A 16,821-nucleotide genomic window follows, 5' to 3' on the forward strand; every position below is an offset into this window, starting at 1 on the left:
TAACCATCATCAGTTGTGAAGTAGTGATTCACGACTTCAAGGCGCTTTTCGAAGGGGTATTTTGGCTTTGACATATCAGGGACTATTCCATTTCATCGTCCAACAAAATGGGTGCAGTACAGGGTGAGGCCTATACCATCTTCGCACAATCCATGGACAGGACCGGTTACGCTCGAGGGACACTGGCCACGAGAGAGGGGTTAAGTGCTGCCGTTCCCCCCCTCGATCCCCGTCCTCTGTTGACCATGGAAGATATGGGTATGGGGGGAATGGGACATGATATGGCAGGAATGGACCACAGCCAGATGGGAGGCATGGATAACAGCGGAGAGATGATGTCTATGGACGGTGCTGACCTTCCGGATAGCGGGACATCCTCCGCGCCCATGGATCACAGCAGCATGGCCGGTATGGATCATTCCCGGATGGCCGGAATGCCGGGTATGCAAAGTCATCCTGCGTCAGAAACGGATAACCCACTGGTTGATATGCAGGCGATGAGCGTCTCTCCGAAATTAAATGATCCGGGTATTGGTCTTCGAAATAACGGAAGAAAGGTTCTCACGTACGCGGATTTGAAAAGCCGCTTTGAGGATCCTGACGGACGTGAACCTGGCCGTACCATAGAACTGCATTTAACCGGCCACATGGAAAAGTTTGCCTGGTCATTTAACGGAATCAAGTTTTCAGATGCCGCACCGGTGCTGCTGAAATACGGTGAGCGGCTCAGGATCACGCTGATCAACGATACCATGATGACTCACCCCATTCACCTGCATGGTATGTGGAGCGATCTGGAAGATGAAAACGGTAATTTCATGGTTCGTAAACACACAATAGATGTTCCCCCTGGTACAAAACGCAGTTACAGAGTGACAGCAGATGCGCTTGGCCGCTGGGCGTATCACTGCCATTTGCTCTATCACATGGAAATGGGAATGTTTCGTGAAGTCCGGGTGGAGGAATGATGCGAATGAAGAGAAATTTGAAGGCCATACCTGTTCTGGTCGCCGGTTTGTTTACCTCACAGCTTTCTATTGCGGCGGGCTCCGTCTCTGCAGATCCCCACGCCGGGCACGACATGTCTGCCATGCAGATGCCAGCAGATGAGAATTTCACTGAGATGACGTCAATGGAGCCCATTGTAACTGAGAGCAGAACGCCAATTCCGCCTGTTACCGATGCCGACCGGAAGGCTGCATTCGGCAATTTACAGGGGCATGCGATTCACGACAGTGCGATTAATTATCTGGTTCTGCTGGATCAACTGGAATGGCAACGGTCGGATAACACCAACAATTTCAGCTGGAGTGTTAACAGCTGGATTGGAGGCGACACAGATCGGATTTGGCTAAAGAGTGAAGGTGAACGAAGCAATGGGGAAACGGAGGCGGCTGAAGCGCAGTTACTCTGGGGACATGCGGTTGGCCCATGGTGGGATTTGGTTGCGGGTGTCAGGCAGGATTTCAGACCTGCTTCTGCCCGGACCTGGGCTGCTGTCGGTTTTCAGGGGCTGGCACTCTATAATTTTGAGTCTGAAATTACGGGTTTTGTCAGTAATGGCGGAAAAGCAGCCCTTCGTCTGGGAGGAGAATACGACGTTTTACTGACTAACCGGCTCATACTCCAGCCATCCTATGAGGTGAATTTCTACAGTCAGGATGATGAATCGCGGGGTCGCGGCAGGGGACTGACTGACACAGAGCTGGGGCTCCGGCTGCGCTATGAAATACGCCGTGAGTTTGCACCCTATATAGGCGTTTCCTGGAATCAACTTTACGGGAAAACATCCGATATGGCGAAAAGAGAAGGTGAGAAAGACCATCAGGTAGTATTCCTGGCGGGAGCCAGAATCTGGTTTTAACGCACTGATATAAAACACTCAACTAAATAGGTAAATAAAATGTCGATTTTAAATAAAGCCATTCTTACAGGTGGCCTCGTTATGGGCGTTGCTTTCTCTGCTATGGCCCATCCGGAATTAAAAAGCTCTGTGCCACAGGCTGATTCAGCCGTAGCGGCCCCGGAAAAGATTCAGCTTAATTTCTCGGAAAATCTGACCGTGAAATTCTCAGGTGCAAAATTAACGATGACGGGTATGAAAGGCATGTCATCACATTCTCCGATGCCGGTCGCGGCAAAAGTGGCGCCAGGCGCTGACCCTAAATCGATGGTCATTATTCCGCGAGAGCCTTTACCCGCTGGCACTTATCGTGTTGACTGGCGCGCGGTTTCTTCAGATACGCACCCTATTACCGGTAATTACACCTTTACAGTGAAGTAATATTATGAACGACCTGATTATGATTGTTATTCGTTTTCTTCTTTATCTGGATTTGATGGTAATATTTGGATTGCCATTTTTTCAGATATATGGAATAAGCGGTGTTAGACATGAAACCTATAACCTGACTAATTTCAGGTCGTTTATAACTTTTGCTGTTGTTACAGGCATCATTCTTACTGGCATTAATATGCTCCTGGTATCTAATGCCATGAGTGGAGTAACTGACCTCAGAGAATTATCCATCCATGTTATCGAGATGGTGATAGAAGAAACTGATGTGGGTATTAGCTGGATTGTCAGGCTCTGTGCCCTGTTTACCACACTCGGTGCTTTGTTCCTTTACACTAATAAGAGAGTATTGTCCTGCCTGCTGATGACGATGAGTGGGGGCGTGGCGCTGGCTACACTTGCCTGGGGAGGACACGCCGTTATGCATGACGGTCTGCATTACTATCTCCATTTACTGAGCGATCTGACCCATCTCGGCGCTGCAGGTGCCTGGACAGGTGCTCTGGTTGCATTTGCTATCCTGCTGATGCGCAGAAACGAGCATAATGCACAGAGCGTCATTGTGATATCTGACTCCCTGGCAAAATTTGCCACGGCAGGAACGGTGATTGTTGTAGCCCTGATCCTGAGTGCGCTGGTCAACTATCTGTATATTGCTGAGGGTAACTTAACTCCCTTATTCAACAGTTCCTGGGGGAGGATATTGCTTGCCAAGACGGCTCTGTTTGTTCTGATGCTTCTTCTGGCTGCAGCAAACCGGTTTCACCTGGGTCCCCGGCTTGAAGTTATGGTCAGGGAAGGGAATTATGATCGCAGCGTTGCCCTGATGCGAAACAGCATCCTGACAGAATTCGTTGTTGCGATTATCATTCTGGGCGCCGTAGCGTGGCTCGGAATGCTTGCTCCGTCTCAGGTCAGCTAGGGGACAGCCAAAGCTCATGCGTGAGATTTTTACTTTCATATCAGCGAGTTGACCATGCAGCGTATTTTAATCGTTGAAGACGAACAAAAAACAGGTCGTTACCTGCAGCAGGGACTGGTTGAGGAAGGCTATCAGGCCGATCTCTTTAATAATGGCCGCGATGGTCTCGGGGCCGCGTCGAAGGGACAGTATGATTTGATAATACTGGACGTGATGCTGCCTTTCCTCGACGGGTGGCAAATCATCAGCGCACTGAGGGAGTCCGGGCACGAAGAACCGGTCCTGTTTTTAACCGCAAAGGACAACGTGCGGGACAAAGTGAAAGGACTGGAGCTTGGCGCAGATGACTACCTGATTAAGCCCTTTGATTTTACGGAGCTGGTTGCACGTGTAAGAACCCTACTGCGCCGGGCACGCTCGCAGGCCGCAACAGTCTGCACCATCGCCGATATGACCGTTGATATGGTGCGCCGGACCGTGATCCGTTCGGGGAAGAAGATCCATCTCACCGGTAAAGAATACGTTCTGCTTGAGTTGCTGCTGCAACGCACCGGAGAAGTGTTACCCAGGAGTCTTATCTCGTCCCTGGTCTGGAACATGAATTTTGACAGTGATACGAATGTGATTGATGTCGCCGTGAGACGTCTGAGAAGTAAAATTGATGATGACTTTGAGCCAAAACTGATCCATACCGTTCGCGGTGCCGGATATGTCCTGGAGATCAGAGAAGAGTGAGGTTCAAAATTTCCCTGACCACACGCCTGAGCCTGATTTTTTCTGCGGTGATGCTTACGGTATGGTGGTTATCAAGTTTTATCCTGATTAGCACCCTTAATGGCTATTTCGATAATCAGGACCGCGATTTTCTGACAGGTAAACTTCAGCTCACCGAAGAGTTTCTTAAAACAGAGACGTTCAGGAACAAAACGGATATTAAGTCATTATCAGAAAAAATAAACGATGCGATGGTGGGGCACAATGGCTTATTCATTTCTATAAAAAACATGGAAAATGAAAAAATTGTTGAACTCTATGCCAAAAATTCTGTTGTTCCAGCGGTCCTGCTTAATAAGTCGGGTGATATTCTCGACTATATGATCCAGACGGAAGAAAATAACACCGTGTACCGCAGTATCTCGCGGCGGGTTGCCGTGACGCCGGAACAGGGTAAAAGCAAACATGTCATCATTACGGTTGCCACGGATACTGGGTATCACACCCTGTTTATGGACAAACTCAGTACCTGGCTGTTCTGGTTCAATATCGGTCTGGTCTTTATTTCTGTTTTTCTGGGCTGGCTGACCACACGTATTGGTCTGAAACCGCTACGGGAAATGACCAGTCTGGCTTCCTCCATGACCGTACACAGCCTGGATCAGCGTCTAAATCCCGATCTGGCTCCGCCGGAAATCTCTGAGACCATGCAGGAGTTCAATAATATGTTTGATCGCCTGGAGGGGGCATTCCGGAAACTGTCAGATTTCTCGTCTGACATCGCGCATGAGCTGCGCACACCAGTCAGTAATCTGATGATGCAGACGCAGTTTGCACTGGCTAAGGAAAGGGATGTTTCGCATTACCGCGAAATTTTATTCGCTAACCTGGAAGAACTGAAAAGGTTGTCACGAATGACCAGTGACATGCTTTTTCTGGCACGTTCAGAGCATGGTCTGCTGCGGCTGGATAAACATGATGTGGATCTGGCAGCCGAACTGAATGAATTACGTGAGTTGTTCGAGCCCCTGGCAGACGAAACAGGAAAGACAATCACGGTTGAAGGAGAGGGCGTTGTTGCCGGAGACAGCGATATGCTCCGACGTGCTTTCAGTAACCTGCTTTCCAATGCAATCAAGTATTCTCCCGATAACACCTGTACAGCGATACACCTTGAGCGTGACAGTGACTGTGTGAACGTGATGATTACGAATACGATGTCCGGCCAGGTTCCCGCTAATCTGGAACGTTTGTTTGACCGGTTCTATCGCGCAGACTCATCAAGGTTCTACAACACGGAAGGCGCGGGGCTGGGATTATCAATTACAAGGTCGATCATTCATGCTCACGGCGGCGAGCTGTCAGCAGAACAGCAGGGGCGTGAAATTGTGTTCAAAGTGCGCCTGTTAATGGATTAATCCCGTTGTTCAGGAGAAACCTGGAAGGTGACAAAATTGTCATCATTCAGTCACGCGATAAACAGAGGCGGTTTTTTATAATTATTCATAAATCAGGAGCAGCGTGATAACACAATCACCTGGTTCCTGGAGTGATGATTAACCCGCCCTGAGATCAACTGCTTTCTCTGTTATAAGCCATTGATTGTTTGGGTATGTAAACACCGGAGACCCAACCATGAAAAAGATTCTCGTATCATTTGTTGCCATTATGGCTGCCGCTTCATCTGCCATGGCTGCAGAGACAATGAACATGCATGACCAGGTAAATAATGCACAGGCACCTGCCCACCAGATGCAGTCATCTGCTGAAAAAAGTGCAATTCAGGGAGACAGCATGACAATGATGGATATGAGCAGTCACGATCAGGCCGCAATGTCCCATGACATGATGCAAAACAGCAATTCTGCTGCCCACCAGGACATGGCTGAAATGCATAAAAAAATGATGAAAGCTAAACCCGGAGCTACCAACGAAACAGCAAAGTCATTTTCTGAAATGAGCGAGCATGAGAAGGCCGCAGCTGTACATGAGAAGGCGAATAATGGTCAGTCTTCCGTTGTTCACCAGCAGCAGGCTGATAAGCATCGCAGTCAGATCACCCAGAATTAACCCGCAGCTCCACTTGTTAGACCCTCATTTGACGCCGAAGTCACTGGCTTACGCTCCCGTCCGGGAGCGTTTTTTTTCCCATATATCAAACTTTAACTCTGAAGAGGTGGAAGTATCTGACCAACACTGTCACGTAACGCCAGATAACTACAAAAACACCTTTTTCCTCCTGTAAATTGCAGTTCCTGCAAGAACATCAAGGCATAATGTTGGAACAGCGTGTGATACACACTTAGCATCATGTTTTGTATGTGTTTTTTTAAAACTTTACAACTTTAAAGTCTTTTTCATGTTAAAGGAGACAACTTTAATGTCTCTACACAGCAGAAGACAAGTGACCTAAGCGCGCTGCCACCCGTCGCGGTTGGTTTTACGGGGTGACGGTGGTGGCGTCCGTCACGGCCAGAATATTGCTCGCGGCCACGGTTCCCATCTTGATATATGACGCTGCGCTAACGCCGCCAATATGAGGTGAAATAACCACGTTTTCTACGGACTGCCAGACGTGCGGCGCCGTTAGCGGCTCATGGGTAAAGCTGTCCAGCGCCGCGCTGTGCAGCGTGCCGTCCCGGAGCGCCGCCAGTAACGATTCATCGTGGATCAGTCCGCCGCGTGCCGTATTCACCAGAATGGCATTCCGCCTGCAGTGGGCGAGCGTCTGGCTATTGATCATCCCCCGATTCTCATCGGTCAGCGGGCAGTGCAGCGAGATGACATCGGCACGGGAAAGCAGCCCGGTCAGCGTTTCGGCGCGTTCGCACACGGCAGGCATGGATTTAGCATAGGGATCGTAAGCCAGCACCTTCATGCCGAAGGCGTGACCAATATTCGCCACGCGCGAGCCGATGGCACCCAACCCGATCAGTCCTAACGTGAGGCCCTCCAGTTCAATGGATTTATGCGTTGCCTTATCCCAGTGCCCGTCGCGCAGCCGCTTGTCCATAGGCACCACGGACTTTGCGCAGGCGAGGATCAGCGCCCAGGTGTGTTCAGCCACGGCCGCCGCGTTTGCGCCCGGCGCAGCGCGAACGGCGATGTTGCGCTCGGCCGCTGCCGCCTGGTCTATCACGTCGATCCCGCTTCCGTGCTTGGAAATCACCTGCAGAGCCGGGGCGGCATCCATGACGTTCGCGGTGATCCTGCCGTAACGCACCAGAATCGCCACGGGATTATGTTGTTTACACAGCGCGATCAGATCATCTTCCGTGGGCTGGCGACCTGCAAACACCACCTCAAAGCCCTGTAACATCTCCATCGCCTGCTCCGCCAGGTCGCTTCCGGTAACCAGAATAACGTCTTTGCCCCCCATCACAGCGCCTCCCCGTCAGCTAACATCCCCGCCTGGCGAAGCGCGTCATCAAGCCAGTGCGGACGCAAATCGCCTTCACGGATGGCGGCAAGACGCCGGGTCTCCATCTCCAGCTTTCCTCTGGCCCGCGCGATAACCTCCTGAACCTCACCGCGGGGGATGACGACCACGCCGTCGATATCCGCAACGACCAGATCCCCGGCCTGAACCGTCGCCCCGGCGACCGAAATGGGATGATTAACCCGGCCAGAAATTAACTTTGTCGGGCCGCAGGGGTTCAGGCCGGCAGAGAAGACGGGGTAGTCACCTTTGCTCAGGGTATCGGCATCACGTACAGCGCCGTCAATCATGATGCCCGCAATGCCGCTCGCCCGGGCCTGAGTGGCCATGATTTCGCCAAGCAGCGCGCAGCTCAGGTCACCTTTGCCATCGACGACCAGGACATCGCCGGGCTGTGCAACCGCCATCGCGGCATGAATCGCCAGGTTATCACCCGGGCGAACTTCAACGGTGATGGCCGGACCCGCAACCTTCATGTGGGGTGCAAGCGGTTTGATTCGGCCATGAAGCGTACCGCGGCGACCGGCCACGTCGGCCAGAATCGCTGCCTGATAATCGGCAGCCCGACGAACATCCTCAGCAGAGACGCGTTCGAACTGGCGGTTAATCGGTTGTTTTTCAGAAACGGACATGAATGCCTCCATATTGTTTTACTGTGTACAATTCAGGTGTACAATACAAAACAACTATAGCGGTGTTGCTTTCCTTTTAGCCAGACCCGAGGCAGCGTTTGTGATGTAAACACGAAGTGACTCACAAAATTTGAGGTACACTCACTGCCGGGCTAACAAGGAGATAATGATGGGGAATGAAGGCGTTGTAGCGGTTGAAAAAGCGCTGGCTTTACTGGATTGCTTCCGTCCAGGGGAAGAGAGCCTGACGCTGACCGCGCTGGCACAGCTGTCGGGTTATCACAAAACCACGGTTTACCGCTTGATGAATTCTCTGGAACGGATGAATTACGTCGTCAGACATGAAGACGGCAATTATGCGCTTGGCCCACGTCTGCTATACCTCGGCAAGCTGTACGAACAGTCCTTCCATCTTTCCCGTGTGGTGCAGCCAGAGCTTCAGGCCTTATCCCTGGCCTCTGAGGAGAGTGCCAGCTGGTATGTGCTGGAAGGAGGGCAGCGTCTTTGCCTGTTTCGCGCTGAAGCGTCGCATGGCCTGCGACACAGCAATCTTCCCGGCAGCCAGTTTCCACTCGATGATTCGGCCATCAGTAAGGTATTGCGTCATTGGGGGCTGAACGAGAGCCTGCCGGAAGGCGATGCTGAACTTCCTCTCTACACGTCAGGCGCGCGCGATCCCCATACCGCGGCGTTCGCGATGCCTGTCTTTGGCGTTCACGACAAGCTGGTTGCGGCGTTAGCCCTGACCGGCCCCATCTCACGGCTGACGGAAGATCGCCGTGAGAAGGAGATAGGCCAGTTGATGAATGCGGCTGCCAGCCGTCTGTCGCAGAAAATGGGGGCGAGTAAAGCCTTCTGCACGCAGTTTTATGGTGAAACGAGCGATACGACGGAAGAGAACGCCTGACGGGCAAAGCGGGACAGGCGTCCCGCTCTGGTTTTGACTAGTTTGTGACCTGCTTTTTATGCACGCCTGCGTTGCGCGCCTGACGCCCCATCACCAGCACCGCGATACCACCCGCTACGCACAGCCCAGCCAGAGGAAGCATGGCAAGGGTACTGCTGCCCGTATGCTCATTAATAATGCCGTAAGCATTGACCATCACCGCACCGCCAATAAGGTTGGCGATGGCCCCAATCGCGGCGAGGCCTGCGGCGGCTGAGGTGCTGCTCATCCAGCCAGATGCCAGCGCCCAGAACGGTCCCTTCATGGAATAAGCACCGATCAAGATGATACTGAGTATCACAATCGTGGCAAACAGCGATGCGTTCATGAACGCGGCAATGACGCCCGCTGCAATCATGAAGAGCGTCAGCGCGGTATGCCAGCGGCGTTCGTTGGTCCGGTCAGAACTTCGTCCCCAGACAATCATCAGGACGGACGCTAGACCGTAGGGGATGGCGTTGAACAGACCCGTCTCCAGATTATCGAGATGAAACGTTTTGAGCAGCTGAGGGGACCAGACGCTGATCGTTGTGCCCGCTGAAGATGCGCCCGCGTAAATCAGCGCCATCAGCCAGATTTGGCGATGCTTCAGCAGCTGCCATGTTGTCTGATGGCCGATATTTTTTTGCTGCTGACGTTCACTCTCGAGCGTGGTTTCCAGCCATTGTTTCTGTTCACTGCTAAGCCAGTTCGCCTGATGAGGGCGATCGCGAAGAATAAACCAGGCGACAATGCCCAGCATGACGGCCGGTAAGTCTTCAATAATAAACAGCAGATGCCAGCCGCGAAGGCCCAGCCAGCCATCCAGGGACAAAATCAACCCGGAGAGCGGGGAGCCGATGAAGTTAGCGAGCGGGATGGCGACCATAAAGGACGCAATAATGCGTGCGCGGTAGCGGGAAGGGATCCACCAGGTCAGATACAGCACGACGCCCGGGAAGAAGCCCGCCTCTGCAGCCCCGAGAAGAAAGCGGACGATATAAAGCGAAGTTGTGTTTTGCACCAGGGACATACACATGGAGACGATGCCCCAGCTGATCATAATGCGCGGGATCCACAGCCGTGCCCCCACTTTCTGCATGGCCAGGTTGCTGGGCACCTCAAACAAAAAATAGGCCACAAAGTAAAGACTGCTCGCGAAGCCAAACGCCGCTTTGCTGAGGCCAAGGTCCTCATTCATCTGCAGCGAAGCCATGCCGATATTCCCGCGATCGATAATGGAAACCAGGTAACTGACAATCAGAAACGGGAGAATACGCCAGATCACCTTCCGCATCGTCTCTCTTTCAATGTCCTCATTGGCGGTGGCGCCATTACGTAAATGTTCTGTCATTGTGTCCTCGCAGGGTTTCTTATTGGTTTTATCAGGTACAACTAAGTTTTATTTAACAAAACCACTATAGCGGCGGTGCATTCTTTTTATCCAGTTAATGGCAGGTTTAAATGATGTAAATAAGAGGTAACTCACAGATAGAACGGGTTACGCAAAGCGTCCAAACGACAGATGCGCCACCCCACGTTGTGAGGTAAAGTACACACCTTGCGCGGCCCTGGCGCTGCGGTTTTGAGGGGGGATGTGAAGAAACAGCCCACCCTTTTTCTCTGCTGGTTGACGCCAGCCTGCATGGTGTTGTTCTTTGCCTCTATAAAAGGGTTATGTATGTCTGCTGCTCATCTCGGTTTCCCCACGGAAACCGTTGTTGTCTTTGTGGTGATGGCCGCTGGGGCGATGTTTATCGACCTCTTTATGCACCGTCACGACAAGCCCATCTCGCTGAAAAGCGCCGCCATGTGGTCCCTGTTCTGGGTCATGATGGCGATGGCGTTCGCCGGGTTCCTGTATGTCCACCACGGCGCCGAGATGGCAAGCCTGTTCCTCACCGGCTATGCGCTGGAAGAGGTGCTTTCCGTTGATAACCTGTTCGTCATGATGGCGATCTTCGCCTGGTTCGGCGTGCCGGATAAGTACCGCCACCGCGTCCTCTACTGGGGCGTGCTGGGGGCGATTGTCTTCCGCGGCATCTTTGTGGCGATCGGTACCAGCCTGTTAAGCCTGGGGCCGTACGTAGAGGTGATTTTCGCGCTGGTCGTCGGCTGGACGGCGGTGATGATGCTCAGACGCAATGAAGAGAGTGACGAAGTCGAAGATTACTCCGGTCATCTCGCCTATCGCCTGGTGAAGCGCTTCTATCCGGTCTGGCCGAAAATCAGCAGCAACGCCTTTCTTCTGACGCAGAAAGAGGTGGATGCGGAGCTTGAGAAGCCGGAAAACCAGGACGTGATGGTGGGCCGCGTGAAGAAGGCGAAGCGCTATGCGACGCCGCTGCTGCTGTGCGTGGCCGTTGTCGAGCTCTCTGACGTGATGTTTGCGTTTGACTCCGTGCCGGCCATTATTGCCGTGAGCCGCGAGCCGCTGATTATCTACAGCGCCATGATGTTCGCCATCCTCGGCCTGCGTACGCTCTACTTCGTGCTGGAAGCGCTGAAGCAGTATCTGGTGCACCTCGAAAAAGCCGTGGTGCTGCTGCTGTTCTTCGTGGCGTTCAAGCTGGGGCTAAATGCCACCGATCACTTCTGGCATCACGGTTACAGCATTGGCGCAACGGCCAGCCTGTTTGTGGTGTTGGGCGTGCTGGCGCTGGGGATTATCGCGAGCGTGATGTTCCCGGGGAAACGTACTGCCTGATGTCTCGCCCGGTGGCGCTTCGCTTACCGGGCCTACGGATCGAATGTAGGCCGGGTAAGGCGCAGCCGCCACCCGGCAAAAGGCTACTTAATCGGTGAATTACGGCGCTTGCGCGGGTGATGGAAGTGCCGCCAGTGCGGATCCTGCGCCGCCGCCAGCAGCTCGTGGTCGCCGCGGGTATCCCCCCAGGCGCGCAGATGATAGGCGTTCAGGTCGCCATACACTTTTTCCAGCCTTGCCACCTTCTGGGCACAGCGGCAGTTATTGCCCGTGATGCGTCCCGTCAGCTTGCCGTCTTTGACTTCCAGCTGCGTGCCAATCAGCTTAATGCCCAGCTTATCCGCCCAAGGCTGGAGCACCAGCGCCGGGGAGGCGGAACAGATGGTCACCTCCGCACCGGAATTTACCTCCGCCGCCACCGCCAGCACCCCTTCGGGGCGCATCAGCTTGTTCCAGTATTTTTCGCAAAAGGCTTCCGCCTGCTGGCGCAGCCAGTGCTCGTCCACGCCCGTCAGGAACGTTTTGATCAGCACTTCCTTCAGCTCGTCGCGCGTCAGCTTGCGACGCACGCAGTGGAGCGTGGGGAGCGCCATACGCACCAGGCGGCCCGCGAAGTAACGTTTCCCGAAGGCAAAACGCAGGAAAGGAATAAAGCTGTCGTGGTGCGTTAACGTCCCATCAAAGTCAAAGACAGAGAGCACGTTGGATTTTGCCACCGTCTCGTCGGCAATCATATTGGTCATAAATACGTCTTAGCTGAAATACACATTCTGGGGATCAGTTTACCTGCTTTACCTGGACAGTCCTTATATCACCACCATTTTTTTCGCGATCTTGCGATCTCAAAGTGAGTCCAATTTTGGTCTCGATAATATTTGGTGAAAAAACGAGCTGTCTATATTGTCGCCACATCGCACGATTTTAGGGGAACCATTGGCCCCCACAGGTAAGGAAAAACTCACTCACTGCTTCTTTCTTGATATGACTCTGAGATCGCTTATTTCAATCCTCACGTTAAGTTTTGCTTCGTTTTTTGCGTTCAGCTTTCAATTACCCGCGTCGATGTTATCGATGAACAGTGAACTGGCAGCAACGCCGGCGATCTGGTCTTCTTCCAGACGGGCCCAAACCGCCAGCACGTCGGCGTTTATATCGGCAATAGCCAGTTTATTCACGCCTCAAGCAGCCAGGGGGTAACGGTCTCAACCCTGACGGATGATTACTGGCAAGCGCACTACATTACCGCCCGTCGCGTCGCGGGCAGTGCGGCCTGACAGCATCAGATGATGTCATCTACCACGCCACCGTCGACGCGCAGCGCCGCGCCCGAGGTGGCGGAGGCCTGAGGCGAACAGACATAAATCACCATATTGGCGACCTCTTCCACCGTGGCCGCGCGCTGGATAACCGAGCTTGGGCGGTTGGCCATTACAAACTCTTTCGCCAGCTGATCCAGCGATTTGCCGGTTTTCTCGATTTCATCTTTCATCATCTCAGCGAAACCGTCAGACATCGTCGGGCCCGGCAATACGCTGTTGACCGTTACGCCGCTTCCGGCCACGAATTTCGCCAGGCCGCGCGCCAGCGAGAGCTGCGCCGTTTTGGTCACGCCGTAGTGGATCATGTCCGCCGGAATATTGCAGGCCGACTCGGAGGAGATAAACACCACGCGCCCCCAGCCTTTCTGCACCATGCCCGGCAGCAGGGCGCGGGAAAGACGCACGCCGGACATCACGTTGGTTTGCCAGTATCGTTCCCAGGTCTCATCGTCGGTGGCATAGAAATCCTGAGGACCGTAAATCCCCGCATTGTTAACCAGGATATCGACGTTGTTCGCCACCTTCAGAAGCGACTCAACCCCTTCAGGAGTGCTGAGATCGGCAATCGCGGCCCGCACCTGCACGCCCGGCACCACCTGCTGTAGCTGCTGAATGCCTTTATTCACCGATTCCGTGCTGCGGCCATTGACGATCACTTCCGCACCGCTTTCTGCCAGCCCTCTGGCAATGGCGAACCCGATCCCGCCGGTTGAGGCGGTGACCAGCGCCACTTTCCCCGCAAAGTCGATTTTCATCATCTGCTCCCTATCGTTTTAACGTTCGGACCTTAAAGCGTAGCAGGTGAGGATGGCGGCTCCTGGCTAAAAAGGCGCAGCAGCGTCTCAACCTGCTCATCAAGCGGGGCGAGGGTACGCTTAACGATCAGGTGTAGCGGCGTTGCCCTGCGTGCGCCGTGGCTCAGCGGCAGGCGTTTCAGTACGCCCTGATCCAGCAGCGTCTGGATGCGTTCCTCTGGCAGCCAGCCGTAGCCAACCTGAGAGACGACGGCCTCGATGGCGGCGTCGATGGTAGAGAAGGTCCACGACTCGCCGGCAGCAGGCGCGGCGGGCTGGCTGTCCGCAATCTGGATGAGCGGCCACGGGCGCAGCATCTCATCATTTAGCGGCGCGTCGAGGTGAAAGAGGGGATGCTGGTGATGGGCCACGGCAACAAAGTCGATATTCATCAGCCATTCGCCAAGCCCGGTCATGTCCTGGCGGCGGGTTAAGATCATCACGTCCGCTTCGTCGTTCAGGGTGTCCACGCGGCTATTTTCCAGCACCTCGGTGAGATGCACCTGGGTTTGCGGATACCGCTGCTGGAATTGTCTTAAAATCGCAAACAGCCTGCGGCGGGGAAAAATACTGTCTACGATCAGATCGATTCGGGTTCGCATACCGCTGCGCAGCGTCGCGGCGCGCGTCTCAACGTAAGAGAACGCCTTAAGCAGCGGTTTCACCTGATTCAGCAAGAATTCTCCAGCGGGCGTGAGGACGGCCCGTCTCCCTTCCACAACCAGCAGCGCTACGCCCAGGCGCTCCTGCAGCAAAGAGAGGTTGTAACTAACGGAAGACTGGCTGCGGTGCGTCTGTTCTGCCGCTTTGGCAAAACTCCCGGCCTCGACCACTTTTTCAAGTAATGACCACTGTTCAAGGGTTGTTTTATGCATAACATATCTAATTTTTGAATTAATTTGATTCAAACATAGCGTTATTAATTCATTTTTTGAAGGGGTACGATACGTTCATCAAAACAAAGGAGACACATTATGAGCAACTTCGACAAACATGACTTAAGCGGCTTCGTCGGCAAACATCTGGTTTATACCTACGATAACGGCTGGAACTACGAAATTTACGTCAAAAATGAGAACACCCTCGACTACCGTATCCACAGCGGCCTTGTGGCAAACCGTTGGGTGAAAGATCAGCAGGCGTACATCGTTCGCGTTGGGGAGAATATCTATAAAATTTCCTGGACCGAGCCAACCGGCACCGACGTGAGCCTGATTGCGAACCTGGGCGACAAACTGTTCCACGGTACTATCTTCTTCCCGCGCTGGGTCATGAACAATCCGGAGAAAACCGTCTGCTTCCAGAACGATCATATTCCGCTGATGAACAGCTATCGCGATGCGGGCCCGGCATATCCAACGGAAGTGATTGATGAATTTGCCACCATCACCTTTGTACGCGACTGCGGTGCAAATAACGAAAGCGTGATTGCCTGCGCCGCCAGCGAACTGCCGGATGATTTTCCTGCTAATCTTAACTAAGCGCGACAGTTGAATCCGCGACAATTCAAATTAATAAAAAGTTCCCGGAGGAGGACGGAATTTCCGCCCAAACCTCCGGGATTTTTATTTTGGTTGAGTATCCATTTACTTTTCTTATAATTTTAATGTAAACGAAATGAAATAATAGATTTACTGCTGTGAGTCACCCCACAAAAAATAAAAAAATAGCAAAATTCACTATCATGCTGTTGTAAAACGACTTCTTATTCTTTTTCCTGTGCTGTTACTCCCCTGCTTATCCTCTGTCTTAATTTTTTCCTAAGAAAACGACGCTACTTTTGCTTCAGTTGATGGTTTGTTGACATAACTGTTATAGCGACTTAATTTTATTTGGTCTTTATTTAATAACCATCTTGCATGATCCCATTGAGCTGCCCATTACGACAGCGCAGTAAAAGATGACGCCTTTAATACAGCAAGGAAATTAATAATGAGTGATTTTCTGCCTTTTTCGCGACCGTCGATGGGCGCTGAGGAAATTGCGGCGCTTCAGGACGTTTTGATGTCGGGCTGGATCACCACTGGGCCTAAGAATCAGGAACTCGAAGAGGCATTCTGTCAGCTTACCGGGAATCAACACGCGATTGCCGTCTGTTCAGCCACCGCAGGCATGCACGTCACGCTGATGGCGCTGGATATTGGCCCGGGCGATGAAGTCATAACCCCTTCCCAGACCTGGGTCTCCACGCTGAATATGATCGTGTTGCTGGGTGCCACGCCGGTCATGATTGATGTGGACAAAGACACATTAATGGTGACGCCAGAAGCCGTTGAAGCCGCTATTACCCCGCGTACCAAAGCCATTATCCCCGTTCATTATGCCGGTGCGCCGTGTGACATCGACGCTATTCATGCCATTGGTGAACGTCACGGTATTCCGGTGATTGAAGATGCGGCCCACGCCGCCGGAACGTACTACAAGAACCGCCATGTGGGCTGGAAAGGGACAGCGATTTTCTCCTTCCACGCCATTAAAAATATGACCTGCGCGGAAGGCGGCCTGGTGGTCACCGATAACGCGCAGCTGGCACAGCGGATCCGCAGTCTGAAATTCCATGGCCTGGGCGTAGACGCCTATGATCGCCAGACGCACGGCCGCGCGCCGCAGGCGGAAGTGATCGCGCCGGGCTATAAATACAACCTGGCAGACATCAACGCCGCGCTGGCGCTGGTGCAGTTAGGCAAACTGAAAGAGGCCAACAGGCGCCGTGAGGAAATAGCTCAACGCTATCTGCGGGAGCTTGCCGATACGCCGTTCCAGCCGCTCACCATTCCGTCATGGCCGCACGTGCACGCCTGGCACCTGTTTATTATTCGCGTTGACGAAGCGCGCTGCGGGATTTCACGCGACAACCTGATGGCGGCGCTGAAAGAGAAAGGCATTGGTACCGGTCTCCACTTCCGCGCGGCCCACACCCAAAAATACTACCGCGAGCGTTTTCCTGATGTATCGCTCCCGAATTCTGAATGGAATAGCGCGCGTATTTGTTCTCTCCCTCTTTTCCCGGACATGACTCATGACGACACAACCCGCGTCATTACCGCACTCCATCAGCTCGCAGGACATTGAT

General features: G+C 53.1%; 16 protein-coding genes and 2 pseudogenes. 12 read left to right on the top strand and 6 right to left on the bottom strand.

Features of this window, described 5'->3' with window-relative positions; translation table 11 throughout:
- Positions 1-119: 119 nt before the first annotated feature.
- From pcoA to pcoE, 7 genes and pseudogenes are all read left to right on the top strand, one after another.
- Positions 120-968 (top strand): annotated as a pseudogene (pcoA, locus tag ACMWKK_RS13835) (multicopper oxidase PcoA); the annotation flags it as partial.
- Between the two features lie 5 nt (positions 969-973).
- Complete coding sequence (pcoB, locus tag ACMWKK_RS13840) at positions 974-1,864, top strand: copper resistance outer membrane transporter PcoB (RefSeq protein WP_001378118.1); 891 nt, start codon at positions 974-976, stop codon at positions 1,862-1,864.
- 39 nt (positions 1,865-1,903) lie between these two features.
- Positions 1,904-2,284 (top strand): copper resistance system metallochaperone PcoC, encoded by a 381-nt coding sequence (pcoC, locus tag ACMWKK_RS13845; protein ID WP_000025662.1) that lies wholly within the window; start codon positions 1,904-1,906, stop codon positions 2,282-2,284.
- 55 nt (positions 2,285-2,339) lie between these two features.
- The gene (gene pcoD / locus ACMWKK_RS13850) at positions 2,340-3,218 is read left to right on the top strand and encodes a copper resistance inner membrane protein PcoD (protein ID WP_229692861.1); all 879 of its coding nucleotides are present in this window, start codon (positions 2,340-2,342) and stop codon (positions 3,216-3,218) included.
- Positions 3,219-3,272: 54 nt separating this feature from the next.
- A complete protein-coding gene (gene pcoR / locus ACMWKK_RS13855; RefSeq protein ID WP_001188930.1) occupies positions 3,273-3,953 on the top strand; it encodes a copper response regulator transcription factor PcoR in 681 nt (226 codons plus the stop codon).
- Positions 3,950-5,350 (top strand): copper resistance membrane spanning protein PcoS, encoded by a 1,401-nt coding sequence (gene pcoS, locus ACMWKK_RS13860; protein WP_001211180.1) that lies wholly within the window; start codon positions 3,950-3,952, stop codon positions 5,348-5,350. Before pcoR ends, pcoS begins: the two co-directional genes overlap by 4 nt.
- 217 nt (positions 5,351-5,567) lie before the next feature.
- A complete protein-coding gene (pcoE, locus tag ACMWKK_RS13865) occupies positions 5,568-6,002 on the top strand; it encodes a copper resistance system metallochaperone PcoE (RefSeq protein WP_000723069.1) in 435 nt (144 codons plus the stop codon).
- A gap of 370 nt (positions 6,003-6,372) precedes the next feature.
- Here pcoE and ACMWKK_RS13870 read toward each other — a convergent pair whose 3' ends face one another.
- Both ACMWKK_RS13870 and ACMWKK_RS13875 read right to left on the bottom strand, forming a co-directional pair.
- Positions 6,373-7,311 carry an NAD(P)-dependent oxidoreductase gene (locus ACMWKK_RS13870; protein ID WP_045327193.1) on the bottom strand — a complete coding sequence of 313 codons (939 nt, stop codon included), beginning with the start codon at positions 7,309-7,311 and terminating at the stop codon, positions 6,373-6,375.
- A complete protein-coding gene (locus tag ACMWKK_RS13875; protein WP_112779942.1) occupies positions 7,311-8,003 on the bottom strand; it encodes an RraA family protein in 693 nt (230 codons plus the stop codon). Before ACMWKK_RS13875 ends, ACMWKK_RS13870 begins: the two co-directional genes overlap by 1 nt.
- Positions 8,004-8,172: 169 nt before the next feature.
- On the opposite strand from ACMWKK_RS13875, the gene ACMWKK_RS13880 reads away from it, so the two are divergent.
- Positions 8,173-8,910 (top strand): IclR family transcriptional regulator, encoded by a 738-nt coding sequence (locus ACMWKK_RS13880; RefSeq protein WP_112779943.1) that lies wholly within the window; start codon positions 8,173-8,175, stop codon positions 8,908-8,910.
- Positions 8,911-8,947: 37 nt separating this feature from the next.
- Here ACMWKK_RS13880 and ACMWKK_RS13885 read toward each other — a convergent pair whose 3' ends face one another.
- On the bottom strand, positions 8,948-10,282 hold the full coding sequence (locus ACMWKK_RS13885) for an MFS transporter (RefSeq protein WP_112779944.1): 1,335 nt from the start codon (positions 10,280-10,282) through the stop codon (positions 8,948-8,950).
- A gap of 327 nt (positions 10,283-10,609) precedes the next feature.
- On the opposite strand from ACMWKK_RS13885, the gene ACMWKK_RS13890 reads away from it, so the two are divergent.
- Positions 10,610-11,635 (top strand): TerC/Alx family metal homeostasis membrane protein, encoded by a 1,026-nt coding sequence (locus ACMWKK_RS13890; protein ID WP_045327187.1) that lies wholly within the window; start codon positions 10,610-10,612, stop codon positions 11,633-11,635.
- 83 nt (positions 11,636-11,718) lie between these two features.
- Here ACMWKK_RS13890 and ACMWKK_RS13895 read toward each other — a convergent pair whose 3' ends face one another.
- Positions 11,719-12,378, bottom strand: a complete 660-nt coding sequence (locus tag ACMWKK_RS13895) for an HAD family hydrolase (protein WP_072265755.1) — start codon at positions 12,376-12,378, stop codon at positions 11,719-11,721.
- A gap of 351 nt (positions 12,379-12,729) precedes the next feature.
- Here ACMWKK_RS13895 and ACMWKK_RS13900 point away from each other — a divergent pair.
- Positions 12,730-12,909 (top strand): annotated as a pseudogene (locus tag ACMWKK_RS13900) (NlpC/P60 family protein); the annotation flags it as partial.
- A 5-nt stretch (positions 12,910-12,914) separates the two neighbouring features.
- Here the strand turns inward: ACMWKK_RS13900 and ACMWKK_RS13905 are convergent.
- Together ACMWKK_RS13905 and ACMWKK_RS13910 are read right to left on the bottom strand one after the other, a co-directional pair.
- The gene (locus ACMWKK_RS13905) at positions 12,915-13,709 is read right to left on the bottom strand and encodes an SDR family NAD(P)-dependent oxidoreductase (RefSeq protein ID WP_045327183.1); all 795 of its coding nucleotides are present in this window, start codon (positions 13,707-13,709) and stop codon (positions 12,915-12,917) included.
- Positions 13,710-13,741: 32 nt separating this feature from the next.
- Positions 13,742-14,623, bottom strand: a complete 882-nt coding sequence (locus tag ACMWKK_RS13910; RefSeq protein WP_045327180.1) for a LysR family transcriptional regulator — start codon at positions 14,621-14,623, stop codon at positions 13,742-13,744.
- 99 nt (positions 14,624-14,722) lie between these two features.
- Between ACMWKK_RS13910 and ACMWKK_RS13915 the strand changes: the two genes are divergently transcribed.
- Positions 14,723-15,229 carry a phenolic acid decarboxylase gene (locus tag ACMWKK_RS13915; protein WP_112779945.1) on the top strand — a complete coding sequence of 169 codons (507 nt, stop codon included), beginning with the start codon at positions 14,723-14,725 and terminating at the stop codon, positions 15,227-15,229.
- Between the two features lie 451 nt (positions 15,230-15,680).
- Entirely contained in the window at positions 15,681-16,820 is a 1,140-nt protein-coding gene (arnB, locus tag ACMWKK_RS13920; protein ID WP_045327177.1) for a UDP-4-amino-4-deoxy-L-arabinose aminotransferase, read from the top strand.
- Position 16,821 lies beyond the last annotated feature (1 nt).

The sequence above is a fragment of the Enterobacter sp. 01-M-03-SI-ECC genome (genome assembly GCF_047530215.1).
In the GTDB taxonomy this organism is placed as follows: Bacteria; Pseudomonadota; Gammaproteobacteria; order Enterobacterales; family Enterobacteriaceae; genus Enterobacter; species Enterobacter chengduensis.